Annotated in this window: 19 protein-coding genes; 9 read left to right on the forward strand and 10 right to left on the reverse strand. The window is 60.8% G+C overall.

Features of this window, described 5'->3' with window-relative positions; all coding sequences use genetic code 11:
- Position 1: 1 nt before the first annotated feature.
- The 9 genes from BVK86_RS00820 to BVK86_RS00860 all read right to left on the reverse strand — a co-directional run bounded on the left by BVK86_RS00820 (position 2) and on the right by BVK86_RS00860 (position 11542).
- Positions 2–2101 carry an acetate--CoA ligase family protein gene (locus BVK86_RS00820; protein ID WP_075944600.1) on the reverse strand — a complete coding sequence of 700 codons (2100 nt, stop codon included), beginning with the start codon at positions 2099–2101 and terminating at the stop codon, positions 2–4.
- Between the two features lie 18 nt (positions 2102–2119).
- On the reverse strand, positions 2120–3280 hold the full coding sequence (locus tag BVK86_RS00825) for an acyl-CoA dehydrogenase family protein (RefSeq protein WP_075944601.1): 1161 nt from the start codon (positions 3278–3280) through the stop codon (positions 2120–2122).
- A gap of 42 nt (positions 3281–3322) precedes the next feature.
- The gene (locus BVK86_RS00830; RefSeq protein WP_075944602.1) at positions 3323–4114 is read right to left on the reverse strand and encodes an enoyl-CoA hydratase/isomerase family protein; all 792 of its coding nucleotides are present in this window, start codon (positions 4112–4114) and stop codon (positions 3323–3325) included.
- A 323-nt stretch (positions 4115–4437) separates the two neighbouring features.
- Positions 4438–5850, reverse strand: coding sequence for an amino acid permease (locus BVK86_RS00835; RefSeq protein WP_075944603.1), 1413 nt, complete (start codon positions 5848–5850; stop codon positions 4438–4440).
- Between the two features lie 208 nt (positions 5851–6058).
- On the reverse strand, positions 6059–8320 hold the full coding sequence (locus BVK86_RS00840) for an ATP-binding protein (RefSeq protein ID WP_075944604.1): 2262 nt from the start codon (positions 8318–8320) through the stop codon (positions 6059–6061).
- Positions 8317–9093 (reverse strand): substrate-binding periplasmic protein, encoded by a 777-nt coding sequence (locus BVK86_RS00845; RefSeq protein ID WP_075944605.1) that lies wholly within the window; start codon positions 9091–9093, stop codon positions 8317–8319. Before BVK86_RS00845 ends, BVK86_RS00840 begins: the two co-directional genes overlap by 4 nt.
- Entirely contained in the window at positions 9093–9809 is a 717-nt protein-coding gene (locus BVK86_RS00850) for a response regulator (RefSeq protein WP_075944606.1), read from the reverse strand. The genes BVK86_RS00845 and BVK86_RS00850 overlap by 1 nt, the downstream gene beginning before the upstream one ends.
- Positions 9810–9884: 75 nt before the next feature.
- Entirely contained in the window at positions 9885–10532 is a 648-nt protein-coding gene (locus tag BVK86_RS00855) for a TetR family transcriptional regulator C-terminal domain-containing protein (protein ID WP_075944607.1), read from the reverse strand.
- Positions 10533–10750: 218 nt separating this feature from the next.
- Positions 10751–11542, reverse strand: a complete 792-nt coding sequence (locus BVK86_RS00860) for a class II aldolase/adducin family protein (RefSeq protein ID WP_075944608.1) — start codon at positions 11540–11542, stop codon at positions 10751–10753.
- 200 nt (positions 11543–11742) lie between these two features.
- Between BVK86_RS00860 and BVK86_RS00865 the strand changes: the two genes are divergently transcribed.
- Positions 11743–13704 carry an oxidoreductase gene (locus BVK86_RS00865; protein ID WP_075944609.1) on the forward strand — a complete coding sequence of 654 codons (1962 nt, stop codon included), beginning with the start codon at positions 11743–11745 and terminating at the stop codon, positions 13702–13704.
- A 113-nt stretch (positions 13705–13817) separates the two neighbouring features.
- A complete protein-coding gene (locus BVK86_RS00870; RefSeq protein ID WP_075944610.1) occupies positions 13818–14414 on the forward strand; it encodes a cupin domain-containing protein in 597 nt (198 codons plus the stop codon).
- Here BVK86_RS00870 and BVK86_RS00875 read toward each other — a convergent pair.
- Positions 14411–15343, reverse strand: a complete 933-nt coding sequence (locus BVK86_RS00875) for a helix-turn-helix domain-containing protein (RefSeq protein ID WP_075944611.1) — start codon at positions 15341–15343, stop codon at positions 14411–14413. The two genes, BVK86_RS00870 and BVK86_RS00875, sit on opposite strands and share 4 nt — an antisense overlap.
- Positions 15344–15503: 160 nt before the next feature.
- Here BVK86_RS00875 and BVK86_RS00880 point away from each other — a divergent pair, with 160 nt between their 5' ends.
- From BVK86_RS00880 to BVK86_RS00910, 7 genes are all read left to right on the forward strand, one after another.
- Complete coding sequence (locus BVK86_RS00880; RefSeq protein ID WP_075944612.1) at positions 15504–16862, forward strand: glutamine synthetase family protein; 1359 nt, start codon at positions 15504–15506, stop codon at positions 16860–16862.
- A 152-nt stretch (positions 16863–17014) separates the two neighbouring features.
- Positions 17015–18103 (forward strand): polyamine ABC transporter substrate-binding protein, encoded by a 1089-nt coding sequence (locus BVK86_RS00885; RefSeq protein WP_075944613.1) that lies wholly within the window; start codon positions 17015–17017, stop codon positions 18101–18103.
- Positions 18100–19401, forward strand: a complete 1302-nt coding sequence (locus tag BVK86_RS00890) for an NAD(P)/FAD-dependent oxidoreductase (protein WP_075944614.1) — start codon at positions 18100–18102, stop codon at positions 19399–19401. Before BVK86_RS00885 ends, BVK86_RS00890 begins: the two co-directional genes overlap by 4 nt.
- A gap of 218 nt (positions 19402–19619) precedes the next feature.
- The gene (locus BVK86_RS00895) at positions 19620–20216 is read left to right on the forward strand and encodes a paraquat-inducible protein A (RefSeq protein WP_075944615.1); all 597 of its coding nucleotides are present in this window, start codon (positions 19620–19622) and stop codon (positions 20214–20216) included.
- Positions 20213–20869: a paraquat-inducible protein A gene (locus BVK86_RS00900; RefSeq protein WP_075944616.1), complete on the forward strand. Its 657-nt coding sequence runs from the start codon at positions 20213–20215 to the stop codon at positions 20867–20869. The genes BVK86_RS00895 and BVK86_RS00900 overlap by 4 nt, the downstream gene beginning before the upstream one ends.
- Complete coding sequence (locus BVK86_RS00905) at positions 20850–22526, forward strand: PqiB family protein (protein WP_075944617.1); 1677 nt, start codon at positions 20850–20852, stop codon at positions 22524–22526. The genes BVK86_RS00900 and BVK86_RS00905 overlap by 20 nt, the downstream gene beginning before the upstream one ends.
- 17 nt (positions 22527–22543) lie before the next feature.
- On the forward strand, positions 22544–23101 hold the full coding sequence (locus tag BVK86_RS00910; RefSeq protein ID WP_075944618.1) for a PqiC family protein: 558 nt from the start codon (positions 22544–22546) through the stop codon (positions 23099–23101).
- Positions 23102–23123 lie beyond the last annotated feature (22 nt).

Below are 23123 nucleotides of genomic sequence, written 5' to 3' on the forward strand. Positions count from 1 at the left end.
CTCACACATGGCCAAGGCGAATTAACGCATCGACCGCCGTCGTGCCATCGGCGCCGACCAACAATGGGTTTACATCGAGTTCGAGCAACTGCGCGGCGTTTTCGCAGGCGTAGTCGGCCACGGCACGGATCGCCGTCACCAGCGCGTCGAGATCCGCCGCTTCGCGACCACGGAAGCCTTGCAGCAATGCCGCGCTGCGCAGGCTCAGCAAGGCCCGGCGAATGGCCCCGTCGGTGGTCGGCAGCAACAGGCTGCGACTGTCCTTGAGCAGTTCCACCAGAATGCCGCCAGCGCCAATCACCAACGCCAGGCCAAAATCGTTCTCGCGTTTGATGCCAACGATCAGTTCGGCCAGCGGCGCTTTGGCCATGGGCTCCAGTAGCAGTTGATCGAAGGCCACGCCCGGCGCATACGCGGCGATGCTGGCGCGCATGGTCTCCAGTGCAGTGCTTAATGCGGCGCTGTCCTTGAGGTTCAGCGCCACGGCGCCGGCCTCGGTTTTGTGCGGCAATTGGGCGCTGACCGCTTTGAGCACCAGCGGGTAGCCCAGCACTTCGGCGTCCTTCAAGGCATTGGCCGGGGTGCTGAGAACGCCGTTTGGCGTTGGCAGACCAAACGCTCTTAACGCCTGTTTGGAATCCCATTCATTGAGCAACTCACCCTCGCCGTTCAGTGCTTGCGGACACAGCGGCAGCAACGCCGACTCACCCCGCGCCAACAACGCCTGGCGATTGCGCGGGTAACCGGCGATTCGACCCCACGCGGCCAAACCATCCTCGACGCCTTGCAACGCCGGGACGCCTTGGGCATGCAGCCGCTCACGGGCGTGGGCTGGCAGTAATTCAGGGAACGCCGATGTGACAAAACCGCTCTTGCCATGACGCTTCAATGCGGCGCAATACAGCTCAAGCAGCAGGTCGCACTCCTTGCGCTCGCCGGTGAACTCGGCGGGATAATCGAGCACCAGCATCGCCGCGTCGGCTGGCGTGCGCAGGGCGCTGTCGAGCATGCGATTCAACGCCTCGCCATCGCCCCAGATCGCGGTGGTGAAGTCCAGCGGGTTGACCAGGTTAGCGTAACCGGGCAACACCTGCGCCAGTTCACCCACCTGCCCGTCATCGAGTGTGGGCAAGCCCAGGTCATTGCGTTCGGCGTAGTCGGCAATCAGCCCGGCATCGCCACCGGAACAGGCCAGCGCGATCAGGCTGTTGCCCGCCGGCAGATTGCCGCAGGCGGCGGCTTTCAGGGTTTCGACAAAACTCACAGGGCCACTGACGCGAATCACGCCCAGGCGCTCAAACAGCGCGTCGTACAGCGCATCGGAACCGGACAGCGAACTGGTGTGACTCAAGGCCAGTTCGGCGCCGATCTGCGACACACCGGTTTTCAAGGCGATGATCGGAATGCCCTTCTCCAGGGCCTTGTGCGCGGCGCGGGCGAACCCCGGGACGTTCTTCAATCCTTCGAGGTGCAGGCCGATGGCGGTGACGCGCGGCTCGTCGAGCAGCACATCCATCAATTCAGCCACGCCCAGTTGCGCCTGATTACCGACCGACGCCATATAGGCCACCGGCAGCGAACGGTCGCTCATCGACAGGTTGTAAGCGAAATTGCCGCTCTGGGTCAGCACTGCCACGCCCTTCTCCACCGTTTTACCGCCATGGGCCACCGGCCACAGCGCGGCGCTGTGCAGGTAGTCGAGCAAGCCGTAGCAGTTGGGGCCGAGCAACGCCATGTCGCCGGCGGCTTCAAGCAGTTGTTGTTGCAGCGCCTGGCCCTCGGTGCCGGTTTCGGCGAACCCCGAGGCATAGCAGATCGCGCCGCCGGCACCGATGGCGGCCAGTTCGGCGACGCAGGTCAGGGTCAAATCACGGTTGGTGGCGATGAACACCGCGTCCGGCCCGCAGGGCAAATCGGCAATGCTGCGCACGCAGGGCACGTCTTCAAGGCTGTCGTGCTGCGGGTTGACCAGCCACATTTGCCCTTGGTAGCCACCTTCGGCGCAACGCTTGAGGGCGCGCGCCATGCTGCGGCCGCCGACAAACGCCACGTGTTGTGGCGCGAGCAGGCGCTGGAGGTTGTCGCGAATGGTTTGGGACATGACAATTCTCCAGGCCGATCAGCGCAGCAGTGGCCGCAACAGCTCGCGGGAAATGATGTGGCGCTGGATTTCCGAAGTGCCTTCCCAGACTCGCTCGATCCGCGCGTTACGCCAAATGCGCTCCACCGGACTTTCATCCATCAGGCCCATGCCGCCAAAGATCTGCACGGCTTCATCCGCCGCACGTCCGAGCACTTCACTGGCGAACAACTTGGCCATGCCGGCCTCGCCGTCGGTCATGGTGCCCTGGTCCATTTTCCACGCGGTGTGCAGGGTCAGCAGTTCCGCGGCGCGGATCTGAGTCGCCATGTCCGCCAATTTGAACGACACGCCCTGGAAGTGACCGATGGCCTGACCAAACTGCTTGCGGTCGGCCGCCCATTGCAGCGAGCAATCCAGTGCACGCTGGGCCTGCCCGACACAGTTGGCCGCGACCATCACCCGTCCGGCAGTCAGCCAGGCGTTGGCGACCTCCCAGCCTTTGCCAACTTCGCCCAGCACTTTGCTGGCCGGAACGCGGCAGTCGTCGAAGAACATTTCGAAGGTGTGGTAACCACGGTTGCTCACGCATTTCGGGCCACGGCGGATGGTCATGCCAGGGGTGTTGCGGTCGACCAGGAACGAGGTCACGGCGTTGCGCTTCTTGCCGTTTTGTTCGTAGGTGTCGGTCACCGCGAAGACGATGGCGAAATCAGCGTGGCCGGCGTGGCTGATGAAGTGCTTGCTGCCGTTGAGAATGAAGTCGTCGCCTTCACGCACGGCGCGGGTCTTGATCGCATTGGCGTCGGAGCCGGCACCCGGTTCGGTCAAGGCGAAGCAGTCGATTTTCTCGCCCTGGATGCACGGCAGCAGGTAGTCGTTGATCTGGTCGCCTTTGCAGGCCATGAGGATTTTCGAAGGCCGGGCGACGAACACGTGCAGTGCCCATGACACCTTCGACAATTCACGCTCGATCAGCGCCTGGGACAGGTAATCCAGCCCGCCGCCACCGACGTCTTCAGGCATGTTGAAAGCATAGAAACCAGCGGCAATCGCCTTGCCGCGAATCTGCGCCGCCAGCTCCGGGGACACCTCATCGGCGCGTTCAACTTGCTCTTCATAGGGCAGCAGTTCCTTCTCGACGAAGCTGCGTACCGAGTCCACCAACATTTCTTGTTCTTGGGTCAGTTGGAAATTCATGCGGCTACCTGTTGTTCGTGTGCTGATACGTGGATGCGGGGCTTAGCGACCCATGAAGCGTGCCGGGCGTTTTTCCATGGCGGCGCGCAGGGCTTCGCTGCCGTCTGCGCTGCGACCGCAGAGCAACCCGGCGGCAAGTTCGGCTTGCAGCTGTTGGGCGAGCGTGCGTTCGGCGCCCTCGCGCATGAGTTTTTTGGTTTGGGCGAAGGCGAAAGTCGGCCCGACAGCCAGGCGCGCAGCCAATTCGCTGGCGACGGTCAGCAGTTGATCATCGGCGCAGACTTCGCCGACCAGACCCGTGGCCAGCGCACGGTCGGCGCCCCACAATTCATCGAGGAACAGCAGACGTTTGGCTTGTTCGCTGCCGATCAGCCGTGGCAAGTGCCAACTGGCGCCGGCGTCCGGCGAGTAGGCCATGCTGGTGTAGCCGGCCTTGAATCGCGCCGATTGCCCGGCGATGCGCAGGTCGCAGCACAAGGTCAAATCCATCCCGGCGCCAACGGCAGTGCCGTTGATGGCGGCGATGGTCGGTTTTTCCAGACTGTGAAGACGGGTCATCAAGGCGTGGGCGGTTTCGGTCCAGCCGTAGGTTTCCAGCGCGCCGCGGGCTTCGGCGTCGGCCCACTCGTCGAGGTCAGCGCCGGCGCAAAAACTGCGACCGCTGCCGGTCAACACCACCACGCGTACCGCTGGGTCGGCGTTGAAGCTGTCGAGCAACCCATGCAGGTTGTTCAGGGTCGGGATGTCCAGCGCGTTGCGCTGAGCGGCGCGATTGAGCGTAATCCTGGCAACGCCTGCTTCGACCTGACTGAGCAGCGAATCATGAGTAGTCATGCGAATCCTCGAATTATTGTGATGGGTCTGAGGTGATGCGACTTGAGGCCATACTAAACGAGTGTTCAGCAAGGCGGCAATCGGGGAAGAATTGAGCTGTAACAGCCTCGTAAAATGTTTAACGCATTGGTTTTATTCAATTATTTCTCGGCCACCCCGATAAGGGCGGCGTCGCTGTTACAACTTCGAACAACTCACGACTAAAAACACTGTGGGAACGAACCTGCTTGCGCTGTCGGTACCCCCTTCAACATGACTGTTGACTGATAGACCGCTATCGCGAGCAGGCTCGCTCCCACAGGGGCTGCGCTTGATTTAGAGAGTCAGGACGTTGGCAGGCTTGGTGCCAACACGCCCTGGCGCTTGCGATGAACCAGGAAGTACGCGCCATAGCACAGCGCGATGAACCCGAAGCCCCAATACAGCGATGGACGCTGGGTTTCATCCAGGGCCAGGAACACGAACAGCGAGCAGCACAAGGTGATGCACATCAGCGGCAATACCGGGAACCACGGTGCACGGTATTTCAGGTCGCTGAGTTTGTTGCCGTCACGCAGCCAGGCTTTGCGGAACTTGTACTGTGCCAGCGCGATGACAATCCAGGTTACGGTGCCGGACATGCCGCTGACCGCCATCAGCACCATGAACAAGGTGTCGGCCGCGACGAAACTGGTCATCAACGACACCAGGGCAAAGCACAACGTGATGCTCAATGCACGCAGCGGCACGCCACGCTTGCTCAGCGGCGACAGGCTCTTGGGCGCCATGCCGGTTTTCGACATCGCCCACAGAATGCGCGTCGAGGCATACAGGCCGGAGTTGCCCACCGACAGAATGGCGGTGAGGATCACGAAGTTCATCAAGTCAGCCGCGTATGGAATGCCAACCATATCGAACACCTGCACAAACGGGCTTTCCATCAACCCCGCCTGCTGCCATGGCACGATGGCCGACAGCACGATGATCGCCAGCACATAGAAAATCAGCACGCGGAACACCACGTTGCGCACGGCACGCGGGATGCTCTTTTCCGGCTGATCGGTTTCGCCGGCCGCCACGCCCATGATCTCGCAACCCTGAAAGGCGTAGACCACAGTCATCATCACTGCGAACACCGCCGACAACCCATTGGGGAACAACGAATCGCCAATCAGATTGCTCGCCATCGGCGCGGGCGCGCCGCTGCTCAGCGGTATCGCGCCAAAGATCACCAACACGCCAACCACAATAAAACCAAGAATCGCCGCGACCTTGATCCCGGAAAACCAGTATTCCGCCTCACCGAATGCGCGGGTCGCCATCGCGTTGATGCCGAACAACACCACCACGAACAGCGCTGACCAATACCAAATTGGCACTTCAGGAAACCAACGGGTCATCAGCATGCCGGCGGCGGTGAATTCCAGGCCAACGGTGGTCGCCCAGCTCATCCAGTAGACCCAGCCGATCATGAAGCCGGTGGCCGGCCCGATGTACTGGGTGGCATGGGTTTGAAACGAGCCCGACACCGGCATCTGTACCGACAGTTCACCGAGGCAGACCATCACCAGATACATCAGGAAACCTGCGACCAGGTACGCCAGAATCGCCCCCACCGGGCCACCCTGATTGATGATTACACCGGAGCCCATGAACAGCCCGGTGCCAATCACCCCGCCCAGGGACAGCATGAAAATGTGCCGGCTTTTCAGGGCCCGGGTCAGTTGGATGCCTTTGCGATCAGTATTTTCGTTCATGTCTGCACCTCAGCAGTCGGTGAGGTGCGCAGTGCATGACAGGACGTCAGGGCACGGGGAGGAATCAGCTTTACGGCAATTCATTATTATTATCTCCAATAAGCTTCGAAGACCGCGCTGCGGCGGTTGCGTCGATTATTGGAAAGCCATGTAAGGTCGGGTTGTACGTAAAGATCGAAGTTGTGCAAAGTCGTAACAAATTTGTACGTCAGCTGTGCAACAGCTGTTCGAGCGTGTTCAACGAACGTTGGCATTGCCCGTCTATCCTTGGTGCAAGCAAGCGGACCGCCGCCTCGTCGTTGCTCCGTGCCGCGTCTTCCAGCCATCTCAGCTCATTGGCCAATGCACGAAAGCCCAGCGAATCGCAGCTGCCGGCCAGTCGGTGCGCCAGATGCGCGACTTCGGTGCCGTCATCGGCGCCCATGGCTTCGCGCAACGCCTGACGATGCTGCAGGATCGAATCGCGCAGCACGGCCAGCAGCCCCTGCACTTTCTGCTCGCCCAGCAAGGTGCGATGGGTTTGCAGCAGCGGCCAGTCCATGGCGCTGTCTTCCGGCATTGGCTCGGGCGTCAGTGGCTGTTCACTCAAGGCTTTACGCAGCTGGTCCAGTTTCAGCGGTTTGGCGAGCACGCCGTCCATGCCGGCATCCAGATACCCGCGCACCAGCGCCGGCTGCACGCTGGCGGTCAGGGCAAAAATACGTGCGGTTCGGTTCGGCCCCTCGAGGCTACGCAGTCGTTTGCACAATGCCACACCGCTCATGCCCGGCAGATGCACGTCCAGCAGAATCAGATCGAAGGCCTGCGCGGCGCATTGCAGCAGCGCCTGTTCGCTTTCTTCGGCCAGCCAGACCCGATGGCCATCCCGTTGCAGCAAACCGCTGACCACCTCGCGATTGAGCGCCACGTCCTCAACCACCAGAATATCCAGCGCTGGCCCCGGCACATCCATCGGCAGCTGAGCCGTCGCACCGACGGCAGGTTGCAGCGTCAGCTCAAACCAGAAACAACTGCCCCGATCGACTTCGCTGGCAACGCCGATGCTCCCGCCCATCTGCTCGACCAGGTGTTTGCAGATCGCCAGTCCCAGCCCGGTGCCGCCAAAACGCTGCGCCACTTCATCGCTGGCCTGAGTGAAACGCTCGAAAATCTTTGCCTGCATGGACGGCGCGATGCCGATGCCGTTATCGGTGACGCTCAACCGCAACTGATCTGCGCGACTGCCTCCCGCCTGCGTGAGCAACGCGACGTCGACACTGACCTCACCGTTTTCGGTGAACTTGATCGCGTTGGCCAGCAGATTGCTCAAGACCTGGCGCAAAAACTGTTCGGCGCCGTGGTAACGCTCAGCCACCCGCTGATCGACTCGACAGTGCAGCACTGTGTCATTGGCCAGCGCCTTCGGTTCCAGCAAGGTCAGCACTTCTTCGAGCAATTGGCGCAGCGAGAAATCCACCGGCTCGGGCAGGCTTGCGCCCTCCTCCAGCTTGGCGAAGAACAGCACTTCATCGAGGATGGTCAGCAAGCCTTCGCCGGCCTTGTGCAACGCATCGAGCCGTTTGCCGTCGCGCTCGTCGAGACGCGCGTCGCGCAACAGCTCAGCCATGCCGAGAATGCCGTTGAGTGGTGTGCGCAACTCATGGCTCATGGTCGCCAGGAACCGTGACTTGGCGAGGTTGGCCGCTTCGGCTTCGTCCTTGGCGCGCATCAGGCTGGCGGTCCGCCGTTCGACCCTTTTCAACAACTCGTCGCGGTTGTCCTGCAAAGCCAGCCGATCGGTTTCGCGGCGTTCGATGTCACTGAGGATCGCCCGACGCATGTCGTCGAGGGCGTTGGCGACCGTGTCGATTTCGTCTTCGTTGGCGCTGCGGCTCTTGCCCAGGCGCAGGGGCTCCTGCCACTGTCCGGCCGCAATGCGCCGGGCAAATTCGGCCATGACCTGCAAGTGGCGGGTCACCAGGCGATAAAACAAGCCAGACAACGCCACCGCCAGGCCACACAGGAACGCGCCCATCCACAACAGGCTGGTCAAGCCACTGGCATACAGACGCTGATACACCGCCCCCAGATCGGTGCTGACTTCCAGCTCGCCAAGTTGGCGCAACGGCCCGGACGGAGGCTGGTAATCCAGCACAAAACGCTCGACCCGCAGCGGCCCGACCGGTTGCGGATTGCCCTGCACCAGATTGAAATCGCTGCTGATCAGATGCACCCGGGCGACGTCAGAGAAATCCACCAGCCCGCGCAATTGCACGTTCAACTGTTCCTGGTTGAGATCCCACAAACTGCGCTCCAGACTCGCCAGATACCCGGCGCGGATCAGCTCCATGCGTGAATCGATCTCGCGCATTTCCCGGCGGTACTCGATGTAGAGCTGCACGCTGCTGGCGAGTACGGTGAAGCACAGGCTGAACAAAAGAATGAATAGCAGCAGACGCCGCAACAAGCCACCGGATCGGCCGCGGATCATGGGCTGTTCGCCGGTAAATTGATCATGTCGCGGTAGGTCACTTCGCTCTCGTTAAGCAGACGCTCGATGTCACCGGCATTGACCATGCGCTGCAGTTGCGCATCGATATCCGGCATGCGTTCAGCCAGGGGTGAGCGACGGGAAACAGCGACCCGCAGGTAGTCAACGCTGAGGGCGGTGGGCAACGCCACAATGTCTTGCGCGCCGGCGAGGTTTTCGACGTAAAGCTGGCCGGTACGGCGTTCCTGGGTGATGAAGTCGATGCGCCCGCGAATCAGCTTGCCGAAGTTCTGGCGGCTATCGGAGACCCATTCGATGTTGTTGTTTTGCGCGACCATGCGATCGAACTCCACGCCGTAGCTTTCACCGAACAGCAGGCCGCCACGGTAACGGGCCAGGTCTTGCACCCGTTCGAACTTCACCGGGTGTTGGCGATTGATGAACAGTGCCACTTCTTCACGCAGCACCGGGACTTTGGAAAACAGCAGGCTTTGTTCGCGTTGCGCGGTGCTGTAGGCCAGGACCACGTCGACCCGGCCTTCGGCGGCATCGAGCAGGCAGCGTTTCCAGTTGCCGAGCACCACGACTTCAACTTGGTAGCCGAGCTGGCCGAACAGGTTTTTCACCACACTCGGTGCCAGGCCACGCACTTGTTTCCCGTCGCTCCAGGAAATCGGTGGGTACACCGGATAATCGCAATAGCGGATCTTTTCCGCTGCCTGGGCGGTGCCCGCCAGCAGCATCAGCAGCCAGAGCAGCCGCCTCAGTGTCATCACGCCGCCAGGCTGGCGGTAAACAGATAACCGGCGCCGTGAATGGTGATGATCAACTGTGGCTCGGCCGGATCGTCATGCAACTTGCGGCGCAAACGACCGACCAGCACGTCGATGGAGCGATCGTTGGGCACCCATTCGCGGTTGCGGATCTGATCCATCAACTGATCGCGACTGAGGGTGTGGCCGCTATTGCGCAGGAACACGCTGAGCAACTGATACTCGCCGTGGGTCAGCAGGGTTTCACTGCCGGACGGATCGATCAGCCGACGACGGTCGGTGTCCAGCGCCCAATCGGCGAACTGTTTGACGGGTTTGGCAACGATGGCAACCGGTGGCGGGATCTGCGCATGGCGAACCCGGCGAATCAGGTTTTTCGCCCGGGACACCAACTCGCGCGGATTGAGCGGCTTGATCACGTAGTCATCGGCACCGCATTCGAGGCCGACGATGCGGTCGACTTCATCATTGCGGCCGGTGATCAGGATGATGCCCACTTCCGAACGCACCCGCAGCTCGCGGGTCAGGGTCAGGCCGTCCTTGCCCGGTAAGCGGATATCGAGCATGACCAGGTCGACGGCCTGGCTGGCCAGGAAGGCTTCAGCCAGTTCCGCCGTGGCGGCGCTATGCACCTCATAGCCTTCCTGGGACAGGTAGGCATGCAACAGTTCGCGAATCAGCGGATCGTCATCGACGACCAGTACCCGAGGTGTCATTGCTGGTGTCCTGCTTGTTTCTTATTAGAGGGGTGTTGCATCAACGCCAGAGAGTAGCCACTGCTGAACGGGTGATCAACAGCTACTCGTCTGTCCGCAAAAACGCTGGCGCCCCCCGGCCTGCAATCCGTCGACCCAGGCTTCACAAATCTGGATGCCCTGCTCCGGGGTGAAGGTGCCGGGGTTGAGTCCGGACTCCAGCCACAAGCCATCGAGCAATGCGCTAAGACTGATCGCGGCGAGATCGGCGTCGAAGTTTTCCCAGTCCTCTTCCTGTGCCAGTTCCATCAGCACCTTGCGCAGGATTGCGCGGTACTCGCCATAGGAATGATCGTGGGCCTTGTTGATGGCCTCAGCGGTTTTCACGGCCCCCCAGAATGCCAGCCAGGCGTCGATCAACTGCGGGTCGAGCAATTCAGCCGAAAACGAACCGCGAAAAAATGCTGACAGGCGCTCGCGTGCGTTGGGGGCGGCTTGCTCCATGGCGTCACGCAGCAGGGTCATGACCCGGCCGGTGATCGCCATGTAGGCTTCGGCCACCAGTTCGTCCTTGCCGGAATAGTGGTGGCTGATCAGGCCGACGGAGACACCGGCCTCGGCGGAAATCTTGCGGATCGAGGCGCCCTGAAAGCCATGACGCTTGAGGCACGTCAACGTTGCCTCGATCAGGTTGGCCTTGCGCAACTCCGGTTCCATGCGGGAAAAACGGGCTTCCTGATTCATCGGCGACATGCTCCTTGGGCTCATTCGTTGGGGCCCGCTGGGGCAAGCTGCGGGCTGAACGACTGTACAGCAACAAGGTGGCTTGGCGTAAGCCTGAGAAACTGCGTCGTCTGCGTCGCCAGCAAGCCGGCTCCTACAGAATTTCTGCGTACACCCGCAAACCCTGTGGGAGCTGGCTTGCCAGCGAGGGCGCTAACCGATTCAACACCGGGCTTCGGTCAATCCCGATACCCGGGCGCCACCCGATCCAATAATCGCAACAACGCCGCCCAAGCCAGCTGCATGGCATCCGGGTCATTCAATTCCCCCTCCTCCAACGGCCGCCCTGGGTCATTGAACTGCCGCTCGGTGTGCGCACACACCTCATGTGACGGCAAAACAATTTCGCCGGCCGCCTGCGCTGCCAGCTGAATTTCACAGGCTTTTTCAAGGTAATACATACGCAAAAACGCCTGGCTCACAGTTTCACCCACGGTCAGCAAACCATGGTTGCGCAGCATCAATACCGGCTTGTCGCCCAAGTCCGCCACTAACCGCTGTTGTTCGCTCATGTCCAGCGCCACGCCTTCATAGTCGTGGTAGGCCACGCGGCCATAGAACTCCATGGAAATCTGGTTCACCGGCAACAACCCACACTTCAACGCCGCCACCGCGCAGCCGGATTTGGTGTGGGTGTGCAACACGCATTGCGCATCCTCCCGGGCACCATGGATCGCGCTGTGAATCACGAAACCGGCCGGGTTCACCGGGTAAGGCGACGCTTCAACGGCGCGGCCATCCAGACCGATCTTGACCAGATTCGACGCCGTAATCTCATCAAACATCAGCCCATAGGGGTTGATCAGAAAATGATGCTCCGGCCCCGGGATGCGCACCGAGATGTGGGTGAAGATCAAATCGGTCATCCGGAAGTGTGCGATCAGCCGATAACAGGCGGCGAGCTCTTCACGCAGGCGTTGCTCAATGGCACTGCGCTGCGGCGCGGTCAGAGAAGTAGCGATTTTATTCATTGTTGTGGTCTCCAGACTGAAATCGGCTGCGCAGGACAGTAAGGCCGGTCGTGTCACATCGTCCAGCCGACGATTCAGGCTAACGCAGCAGAAAGTAAATAAACAGGTTGATTTTTTACCATAGGTAAATTTCTATACGCCAATAATAACAACGCCGAAACCCGGCCTTTCGGCTTCAGCCTGCCTGGAGTACCCGCACCATGCCGACCTCGACCCCTGCCTTCGCGCACCTGTTCGAACCCCTGGAGATTCGTGGCAAACGCCTGAAAAACCGCATCATGTCCAGCGGGCACGACACGTCGATGCCCACCGACAACCTGGTCAACGAGCAACTGATCGCCTATCACCGGGCGCGCGCCGAGGGCGGCGTCGGGCTCATCGTGCTGCAAGTGGCCGGCGTGCATGACAGCGCGCGGTACACCTCCCATGTGCTGATGGCCACCGACGACGCCTGCATCGAGGGTTATCGCAAACTCGCGCAAACCTGCCACGCCCACGGCACCGTGGTGTTGTCCCAGGTGTTCCACCCCGGACGGGAAATCATGGAGTCCAGCGATGGTCTGCTGGCGGTGGCCTACTCCGCTTCGGCGGTGCCCAATGAACGCTTCCGGGTGATGCCCCGTGCGCTGGATCAGGCGATGATCGACGAGATTGTCGCCGGCTATGCCGCCGCAGCCCGACGCCTGCACCAGGCCGGGATCGATGGCGTTGAGGTGGTCGCCAGCCACGGTTATTTGCCGGCGCAATTCATCAATCCACGGGTCAATCGTCGTACCGATGGCTACAACGGCGGGCTGGAGCAGCGCCTGCGGTTTCTGCGCGAAATCATCGCGGCGATACGGATCGCCACTGACGAGCAGTTCATCATCGGCCTGCGCATCTGCGCCGATGAGCGCGATCCCGAAGGCCTGACCGAAGACGAGTCCCTGGCTGCCGTCCAATCGCTGCAAGCACAACTCGATTACGTGCACATCGTCGCCGGCACCTCAGCTTCGTTGGGCGGCGCGGTGCACATCGTGCCCCCGATGGCGATCGAGGCGGCTTACCTGGCCAAGGAAGCCGGGACGTTCAAGGCCCGTCTGGATATTCCGCTTTTCGTGACCGGACGCATCAACCAGCCCCAGGAAGCCGAGCTTATTCTGGCCCGGGGCCAGGCCGATGTCTGCGGCATGACCCGCGCATTGATTTGCGACCCGCAAATGCCCAACAAAACCGACACCGGCCGCGCCGAAGATGTGCGCGCTTGCATCGCCTGCAATCAGGCGTGTATCGGGCACTTCCACAAGGGCTTGCCGATCTCCTGTATCCAGCACCCGGAAACCGGTCGTGAGCTGATCTTTGGCGAGCGGCAACCGGCTAAAACCCGCAAGCGCATTATGGTCGCCGGTGGTGGTCCGGCCGGCATGAAAGCGGCCGCCGTCGCCGCGCAACGCGGGCATGAGGTGACGCTGTACGAAGCCAGCTCACAACTCGGCGGTCAGGTGTTGCTCGCGCAATTGCTGCCACGGCGCAGCGAGTTCGGCGGGGCCAGCACCAACCTGCAACGGGAGATGGAACTGGCCGGTGTTCAAGTGGTTCGCAATACCCGCGTCGACCGCACGCTGGTGGAACAGGAAAAGCCGGACATGGTGATCATCGCCACCGGCGCCGAACCCTATTGGCCAACGTTCGAACGCGGTGGCGAGTTGCAGGTGGTGGACGCTTGGCAAGTGCTGCGTGGCGAGGTGCAGATCGGCCGTTCAGTGGTGGTGGTTGACTGGCGCTGCGACTGGATCGGCCCGGGCATCGCCGAGCATCTGACCCGCGCCGGGCATCAGGTGCAACTGGCGGTCAACGGCACCCATTGCGGGGAAAACCTGCCGTTGTATGTCCGCGATCAACTGGCCGGTGAACTGCACAAACTGGGCATTGCGATTATTCCTTACGCCCGGCTGTATGGTTGCGACGACAACACGGTGTACCTGCAACACACCGCCAGTGGCGAGCCGATGCTGCTGGAAAATATCGACACGCTGGTGCTGTGCCAGGGACACCAGCCAGTGGACACGCTGGGTGCCGAGCTGCAAGGGCGGGTGGAGTTTTATCGGATCGGCGATTGCCTGGCGCCACGCACCGCCGAAGAAGCGATTTATGAAGGCCTGAAAGTCGCGTGGCAGCTTTAAGGCTGTTTATACTCCGGTCCTCGTAACCTCCTGTGGAAGCTAGTCTGCTATCGCGAGCAAGCTCGCTTCCACAGGGATTGTGGTCAGTAGTTCAGCCCCGGTTCGGAATTCTTATGAGCAACAACAGCAACACCCAACCCGCATCCGCCAGCTCCGAGCCGCACTTTCTCGGTACCCGCATCCGCGGCCTGCGCAAGCGTCGGGGCATGACCCTCGCGGAACTGGCGGGCTTGAGCGAACTGACTGCCGGCTACATCAGCCAACTGGAACGCAACCTCGCCTACCCGTCGATCCCGGCACTGTTCAACATTGCCCGCAGCCTCGGCGTGACCATCCAGTGGTTCTTCGCCAGCGAGGCCAACACCGCGCCCGAGGACGACGGCGTGGTGGTGCGCAAGAACAGTCGCCTGAGCGTGCATTACGAAGATGGCATCGTCGACCAGTTGCTGACCCCGCAACCCAATCAACAGCTGGAAATGCTCCATTCGCGTTTTCCACCCGGCACTTACAGTCAGCAAAGCTACAGCCACGAAGGCGAAGAAGCCGGGTATCTGCTGTCAGGCCGTTTCGAGTTATGGGTCGGCGAACGCCACTTTCAGCTCAGCGAAGGCGACAGTTTCAGCTTCTCCAGCCAGGAACCGCACCGCTACGGCAACCCCGGCGACGTCGATGCCGTGGTGATCTGGGTGATCACCCCGCCGACCTTCTAGCGCCTGCCGCGTTCACTTGCCTGGGCGACAGTTGCGCGCTTGAGGGTGTCGCTCGGCAGTTCCTTGAACAGCGCGCGATAGCTGCTGGAAAACCTCCCCAAATGCCAGAACGACCAATGCATCGCCACTTCGGCGACGGTGGTCTGAGTTGGCGTGCAGCTGAGTAATTCGCGGCGGGCACTGTTCAGGCGGCGCAGGCGCAGCCATTGGGTCGGCGCCATGCCGGTGTAGGTCTTGAACGCATGCTGCAACTGGCGCAGTGAAACCCCGGCGACCCGCGACAGCTCCAGCAGGTTCAGGTGTTCTTCCGGCGTATCCGCCGCCCACTCCCCCACTCGTTTCATGATCGCCCGTTCCCCGGCGCGGCGCTGCAGTGCGCCGTGGTCAAGGCAAACGCAAGCGTTGTCGAGAATGAACAGGCAGTCATCGAGTAATTGCTGAGTGAGCGCCTCCCGAGTCGGCGGATCGAACGTCTGCGACAGTCGCGTCAGCGTGCCGCTGAGCCAACGGCAGAACAACGCATTCTGCTGCGAATTGAGCGGCGCCATGAACAGCCCTTCGAGCCGGGCGACATCGAGGCTGTTGCGCTGCACGAACTCCGGACCGAACACCACGGCGATTTCCTGGTAGTTCTCCGGGGTGATCCAGATGTTGCGGCTCTCGCCATTCAACACATACAGCGCGTTGTCGCTGCGATCGAAACAGAACGCCAGTGAACCCTGTGGTGCACTGAAATTCTGCTCGACGCGGGTATTCATGTGCTCTTCGTAAATCTCCACGCCCTGTAAATCCAGATAGCGCACCAGACCTGCGAAATGCCCTGGCGACATCTGTTGGTAATGCTGGGTCCAGCCCGGCGTGGCGCGGATTTGCTCGGCCACATCGGCGGTGCTGAATGCTTGAACCTGTAGTGAATTGCAGTGTGTCATGGGTGACCTTGCGCACTCTTTTGGTGCGCTTTGTGCTGCTTAAAGTGGATAGATGGAACGTTGAGCCTCGCCCAAGATAGACGTCAACGCGCTACAGGGGAAGTGTCCTACAGCCGAATCGGCTTTCTCCCGCGTTAACAAAACCAATAACGAGGTCTTTATGAATGTCCCTTTCGATCAGCTGTTCACGTGGCTGAAAGATCACAAGATTACCGAAGTCGAGTGCGTCGTCAGTGACCTGACCGGCATTGCACGCGGCAAAATCGCACCCACCAACAAGTTCCTGTATGAGCGAGGCATGCGCCTGCCGGAAAGTGTGCTTTTGCAAACGGTAACCGGGGACTTTGTCGACGACGACATCTACTACGACCTGCTCGACCCCGCCGACATCGACATGGTCTGCAAGCCGGATGCCGATGCAGTCTACGTGGTGCCATGGGCCATCGAGCCAACCGCCATCGTGATCCACGACACCTTCGACAAGTTCGGCAACCCGATCGAACTGTCGCCGCGCAATGTGCTGAAAAAAGTGCTGCAGCTGTACACCGATAAAGGCTGGCGGCCGATTGTGGCGCCGGAGATGGAGTTCTACCTGACCCAGCGCTGCGAAGACCCGGACTTGCCGCTCAAGGCCCCGATGGGCCGTTCGGGCCGTGCTGAAAGCGGACGTCAGTCGTTCTCGATCGATGCCGCCAACGAATTCGATCCGCTGTTCGAAGACGTCTACGACTGGTGCGAATTGCAGGGGCTGGACCTCGATACGCTGATCCACGAAGACGGCCCGGCGCAGATGGAAATCAACTTCCGCCATGGCAATGCACTGGACCTGGCCGACCAGATCACCGTGTTCAAACGCACCATGCGTGAAGCCGCGCTCAAGCACAACGTGGCGGCGACCTTCATGGCCAAACCGGTCGGCGACGAACCGGGCAGCGCCATGCACATTCACCAGAGCGTGGTGGACATCGCCACCGGCAAGCCGATCTTCGCCGATGCCGATGGCAACATGAGCGAATTGTTCCTGCACCACATCGGTGGCTTGCAGAAGTACATCCCGAAAGTGCTGCCGATGTTCGCGCCGAACGTGAACTCGTTCCGTCGGTTCCTGCCGGATACTTCGGCACCGGTGAACGTCGAATGGGGCGAAGAAAACCGCACCGTCGGCCTGCGTGTACCGACCTCAAGCCCGGACGCCATGCGCGTGGAAAACCGCTTGCCGGGCGCCGACGCCAACCCGTACCTGGCCATCGCGGCCAGCCTGTTGTGCGGTTACCTCGGCATGGTCGAGCGTGTCGAACCGAGCGCCGCAGTCCAGGGCCGGGCTTATGAACGCCGCAACCTGCGCCTGCCGATCACCATCGAAGACGCCCTGACCAAAATGGAAGAGTGCGAAACCATCGGCCGTTACCTGGGCGACAAATTCGTGCGCGGCTACGTCGCGGTCAAACGCGCCGAGCACGAAAACTTCAAGCGGGTGATCAGCTCGTGGGAGCGTGAGTTCCTGATGCTGAGTGTCTGAGATCTTCGCTGTCTGCAAGGGCCTCTTCGCGAGCAGGCTCGCTCCCACATTTGCAATGCATTCCCCTGTGGGAGCGAGCCTGCTCGCGATGACGGCCGCGCAAACACCAAAGAACGCCCTGAAGAATCCAATAATTCCAAGAAGGTATCGATATGCGTCTATTGAAATCCATGGTCCCGGCCGCGCTGGCGGTCCTGTTCAGCGCCGTTGCCCAGGCCCAGCCCCAGGTCAGCGTCTACAACTGGACCGACTACATCGGCGAAACCACCCTCGCCGATTTCCAGGCCAAAACCGGAATCAAGGTGATCTATGACGTTTTCGATTCCAACGAAACCCTGGAAGGCAAACTGCTCGCCGGCCGCACCGGCTATGACGTGGTCGTGCCGTCCAACCACTTCCTCGCTCGCCAGGTCAAGGCCGGCGCATTCATGAAACTGGACCGCGAGCAACTGCCGAACTACAAGAACCTCGACCCTAAACTCCTGGCGCTGCTGGAGAAAAACGACCCGGGCAACGAGCACTCGGTGCCGTACCTGTGGGGCACCAACGGCATCGGCTACAACGTTGAAAAGGTCAAGCAAGTGCTGGGCATCGACCACATCGATTCCTGGGCGGTGTTGTTCGAGCCGGAAAACATCAAGAAGCTCAGCGCGTGCGGCGTGTCGATGATGGATTCGGCGGATGAAGTGTTCCCCGCCGTGCTGAACTACATGGGCATGGACCCGCGCAGCGAGAATCCTGAAGACTTCAAAAAGGCCGAAGCCAAACTGTTGAGCATCCGCCCGTACATCACCTATTTCCACTCGTCCAAATACGTTTCGGACCTGGCCAATGGCGACATCTGCGTAGCCTTCGGTTACTCGGGTGATGTGTTCCAGGCCGCCAATCGCGCCAAGGAAGCCAAGAACGGTGTGAACATCGCCTACGCCATTCCCAAAGAAGGCGCCAACCTGTGGTTCGACCTGCTGGCGATTCCCGCCGATGCCAGCAACCCGAAAGAAGCTCACGCCTTCATCAATTACCTGCTCGAACCGCAAGTGATCGCCAAGGTCAGCGCTTCGGTCGGTTACGCCAACCCGAACCCTGCCGCCAAGCAGTACATGGACCCGGAACTGGTCAACAATCCTGAGGTTTACCCGCCTCAGGAAGTCCTCGACAAGCTCTACATCTCCACCACACCGCCCCAGTCGATCATGCGTCTGATGACCCGTTCCTGGAGCAAAGTGAAGTCCAACCAATGAACCAGTACACCCAGGAACACGCGCGCTCGTATTACGCCGCTTCGGCTCATGGCATGGCGAACCGTCCTGCGCTGACGTCTGATCTGGTCGCCGACGTTTGTGTGGTTGGCGGTGGTTTCACCGGGATCAACACGGCGATCGAACTGGCCCAACGCGGACTCTCGGTGATTGTGCTGGAGGCCCGGCGGATTGGCTGGGGCGCCAGCGGGCGCAACGGCGGGCAATTGATACGCGGCATCGGTCATGACGTCAGCGGTTTCGCCAAACACATCGGCGCCGAAGGTGTGCGCTACCTGGAGCACGCCGGAACGGAATCGGTGCAGGTGGTGGGCAACCGCATCCGAGAACACGGTATCGACTGCGACCTGCGTTGGGGGTTCTGCGAGTTGGCCAACACCCCGGCGCAGTTCGCCGGGTTAAAGGCTGAATACGCAACGCTCAAGGCGTCGGGCTACGCCTTCGAAACCCGCCTGGTCGAGCCTGAGCAGATTCGCCAGCAGGTGGTGAATTCAGGTGTGTACGCCGGCGGTTTGGTGGACATGGGCTCGGGCCACTTGCACCCGCTGAATCTGGTGCTTGGCGAAGCGAAGCTCGCGCAATCGCTTGGGGTCAAGATTTTCGAGCAAAGCGAGGTGCTGGAATTGACCCATGGCAGTACCGTGAAGGTGCGTTGTGCCGGTGGCACGGTCCGCGCCACCACGTTGGTGCTTGCCTGTAATGCGCATCTTGAAGACATTGAGCCGAAACTCAGCGGCAAAGTGCTGCCCGCCGGTAGCTACATCATTGCTACGCAACCGTTGTCGGCGGAGTTGGCCGCGCAACTGATCCCGCACAATTTGGCGCTGTGCGACCAGAAAGTCGGTCTGGACTACTACCGGCTTTCGGCGGACCGTCGCCTGTTGTTCGGCGGTGCCTGCCATTATTCCGGGCGTGATCCCCAGGACATCGCGGCGTACATGCGCCCGCAGATGCTCAAGGTCTTCCCGCAGCTGACGAACGTGCGCATCGATTATCAATGGGGCGGCAAGATCGGCATCACGGCCAACCGTTTCCCGCAGGTTGGGCGTTTGAGCCAGCACCCGAACGTGTTCTACGCCCAGGGTTATTCCGGACATGGCCTGAACGTCACCCACTGGTGCGCCAAGTTGCTGGGCGAGGCGATCCACGTCGGCCACAGCCAAGGCTTCGACGTGTTCAGCGCCGTGCCGCACATGACCTTCCCCGGCGGTCGGGTCCTGCGCTCGCCACTGCTGGCACTTGGCATGCTGTGGTATCGGATGCGGGAAATGCTCGGCTGACAGCGCATGGATCGCAGCTGCGCTGCACTCGACAGCGCCTATGGCAGGAACGCGGTCTTCTGTAGGCGCCGGCTTGCTGGCGCCTACAGGGGGGCGCGCGTATGCCTTGTAATCTTGTGCGGTTAGCCTGGTCGCCAGACCTTTCGATTTGCTCAATTGCGAGTGGCTTCTATATTGAGGGGGGGCTCATCCTTTTCCGCCCTCTGTCGAGCCTGGCCATGGCATCTACTGATCAACTGATCATTTGCGAGCACTGTGACTGCGTGTACGAAAAAGTGACGCTCGCCAAACATCAGAAAACCCTGTGCACGCGCTGCGGCGGCGTACTCCAGCGTTATAACGGCCTCACGGTGGAGCAACGTCTTGCGCTGACCTTCACCGCCTTGATGCTGTGGATCTTTGCCAATTTCTATCCGGTCATGAGCATCAGCCTCAAAGGCCTGAAAAACAGCGCAACGCTCTGGGATTCGGTGCTGGCCCTGAGTCTTGGCCCCATCACCTTCATTGCCCTGGTGGCGGCCATTGCCATGATCATCGCGCCGGTCATCCAGCTGGTACTGCTGATCTGGGTACTGAGCTTCGCGCTCGGCAACAAACGCTCGCCCGCCTTCAAATTCTGCATGCGCTGGCTGGAAACCCTCCGGCCCTGGAGCATGCTCGAAGTATGTCTGTTGGGGGCCATGGTGGCGGTGATCAAACTTGCCGGGTTGCTGGACGTGCTGCCGGGCATCGGCTTGTTCGCCCTGGCCATCCTCAGCCTGATGATGATCCGCATTGCCGGCCGCGATATCCGCGAGCTATGGGACATCCAATGACAACGCCCCCGGTCGCCGATGATCTCAATCTATGCCTGTGCCACACCTGTGGCCTAGCCTGCGACGTAACCCGCCAACCGCACGAATGCGAACGCTGCGGCGCGCCGCTGCATCGACGCAAGACCAACTCATTGACCCGAACCTGGGCCTTCATGATTGCGGCCCTGGTGTTTTACATCCCGGCCAATCTGTTGCCGGTGATGAACACCAAAATGGTCGGCAACGGCGCCGACAGCACCATCATGAGCGGCGTGCTGGAGTTCTGGGAAGCTGGCGCCTGGGACATCGCCCTGATCATTTTCATCGCCAGTATCGCGGTGCCGGGCGTCAAGTTCGTGGCGCTCACATTGCTGTTGGTCACCGTACAGCGTGACAGCGACTGGGCACGCAAGGAGCGCTCGCAGCTGTACCGCTTTGTCGAGGTGATCGGCTACTGGTCGATGCTCGATGTAATCGTGGTGGCCCTGGTGGCCTCGCTGGTGAAGTTCCAGGCCCTGGCCGACATCGAGCCGCGCCCGGGCATTCTTTTTTTTGGCCTGGTGGTGGTGTTTACCATGCTGTCGGCGATGAGTTTCGACCCGCGGTTGATCTGGGATAAAGAACGGCAAGCTCCGCACAATCAGGAGGTCTCGGATGCAGTCGCAAGCCACTAACGAACCACGTACCCCAGGGCAGGCACCCATCAAGACCCGGCGTTTCAGCATTTCGCTGGTCTGGATCGTGCCCATCGTCGCGGTGCTGGTGGGTATTTCGCTGGTGGTGCACAGCATCCTCCAGGAAGGACCGACCATCGTCGTCACCTTCAAGACCGGCGACGGCCTGACGGCGAACAAGACCGAGGTCAAGTACCGCAACGTGGTGATCGGCCACGTCACTGACGTCGAACTGAGCAACGATCAGAAAAGCGTCAACGCCACCATCAAACTGGCGAAGCAAGCCGAAAGCTTCACCCGCGACGATTCGCAGTACTGGGTGGTAAGGCCGCGTATTGGTGCCGGCGGCGTATCGGGGATTGATACCTTGCTGTCCGGCGATTACATCGGTGCCGATATCGGTCAGGCCAATTCCCGCGCCAAGCACTTCAAGGGGCTGGAAAACCCGCCACCGATCACTTATGGCGAGCCGGGCAAACGCTTTACCCTGCACACCCAGGACCTGGGGTCGCTGGATATCGGCTCGCCGGTGTACTACCGCAAGATTCCAGTCGGCCAGGTGGTGGCTTATGAGCTGGACCCGGACGGCAAAGGCGTGAATATCGAACTGTTCATTCATTCACCCAACGATCAATACGTCACCGAAAACACCCGGTTCTGGAATGCCAGCGGGATTGACGTGAACGTCGGCGCCAATGGTTTTGCGGTCAAGACTGAATCCCTGTCCTCGATCCTGGTGGGCGGCATTGCCTTCCGTGCGCCGGAATACAGCCCCAACGACAAGCCGGCACCCGAGGAATATGCCTACGAACTGTTCGACGACCAGCAAACCGCCCTGGCCCCGCCCAATGGCAAGCCGCAATACCTGGCCCTGCGCTTCGATCAAGCACTGCGCGGGCTCAAGGTCGATGCCCCGGTAGAGTTCCTAGGGGTGGAATTCGGCAGAGTGGTGTCGATCAACCTCGACTTCGATGCGAAAAAGCGCAGCTTTCCGCTCAACGTCGGCATCGTGATCTACCCGCAACGTCTGGGTCAGGCTCACATGAAAATGCTCGCCGCGCTCAACCATGACCCCAATGATGAAGCCGCAGGCGTGCGCTTGATGGGCAGCTTCATCGAAAACGGCCTGCGTGCCCAGGCCCGCACGGGCAACCTGTTGACCGGCCAGCTCTACATCGCTCTGGATTTCTACCCCAAGGCCGACAAAGTCGCCTTCGATGCTACGGCTCGCCCGGTCATGATTCCGACCGTTCCGGGTAGCCTGGAGCAGTTACAGGAAAAACTCGAAGCCATGGTCGACAAAATCAACAAACTGCCGGTGGAACGGATTGCCGGCAATCTGGATGGCAACCTTGTCGAGATGCGCAAAACCCTGAGCCAATTCAACAGCAAGACACTGCCCGGCGTACAAAGCACCCTGTCGAACGTCAGCAAGACGCTGGAATCGGCCGACACCACGCTGAAATCGGCGAACTCGACCCTGGCCGAAGATTCGCCGCAACGCGAGCAATTGGGGCAAACCCTGGACGAGCTCGGGCGCACATCGCGGTCCTTGCGTGATCTCGCGGATTACCTGGGTCGCCATCCGGAATCACTGATTCGCGGTCGCCCCGCAAATGCTGCCCCCATGGATCTGCAAGGGCCACCGAGCAAATGACTAGAGGATTAACACCCATGGCTTTTCCATTGAAGTTGACTCTGGTCGCCACGTTGTCTCTGCTCGCCGCCTGCCGCAGCGATCCGATCGAGTTTCACACCCTGACGCCAGCGCAGTTGCCCGCAAATACCAGGGCCGCGACGGATATCCAGATCGAAGGCCTCACGGTTCCGCCGCAGGTCGATCGACCACAAATCGTGGTGCGCGAGGGCAACACCGGCATGGCGATCCTTGAAACCCAATGGTGGGGCGCCAGTCTCGTGGATGAGCTGCGCAGCGCCCTGACCGACCAAATGGTCAACGGCAACCCCAATCGCAAAGTCTCGGTGCGCCTTGAGGTGCAGCGCTTCGACTCGATCCCGGGCCAATACGGGCTGATCGATGTGAAATGGCGTCTGCGGGGCGCCAGCGTCGACGAAAACTTACTGCTGTCCTGCCGCAGTACGTTGCAGACCCCTTCGGGGCCATCCATCGACGAACTGGTGGCGGCTCAGCAAAACAACGTCAAGCGCCTGGCCGCGGTGATCAGCCAGGCAGCCAGTAACCCGCAAAAAGGTTGCCCGTCGACCCCATGAATTGACGAATGCTGTCCATGTC

Origin of the sequence: Pseudomonas reinekei, assembly GCF_001945365.1 — a bacterium.
In the GTDB taxonomy this organism is placed as follows: domain Bacteria; phylum Pseudomonadota; class Gammaproteobacteria; order Pseudomonadales; family Pseudomonadaceae; genus Aquipseudomonas; species Aquipseudomonas reinekei.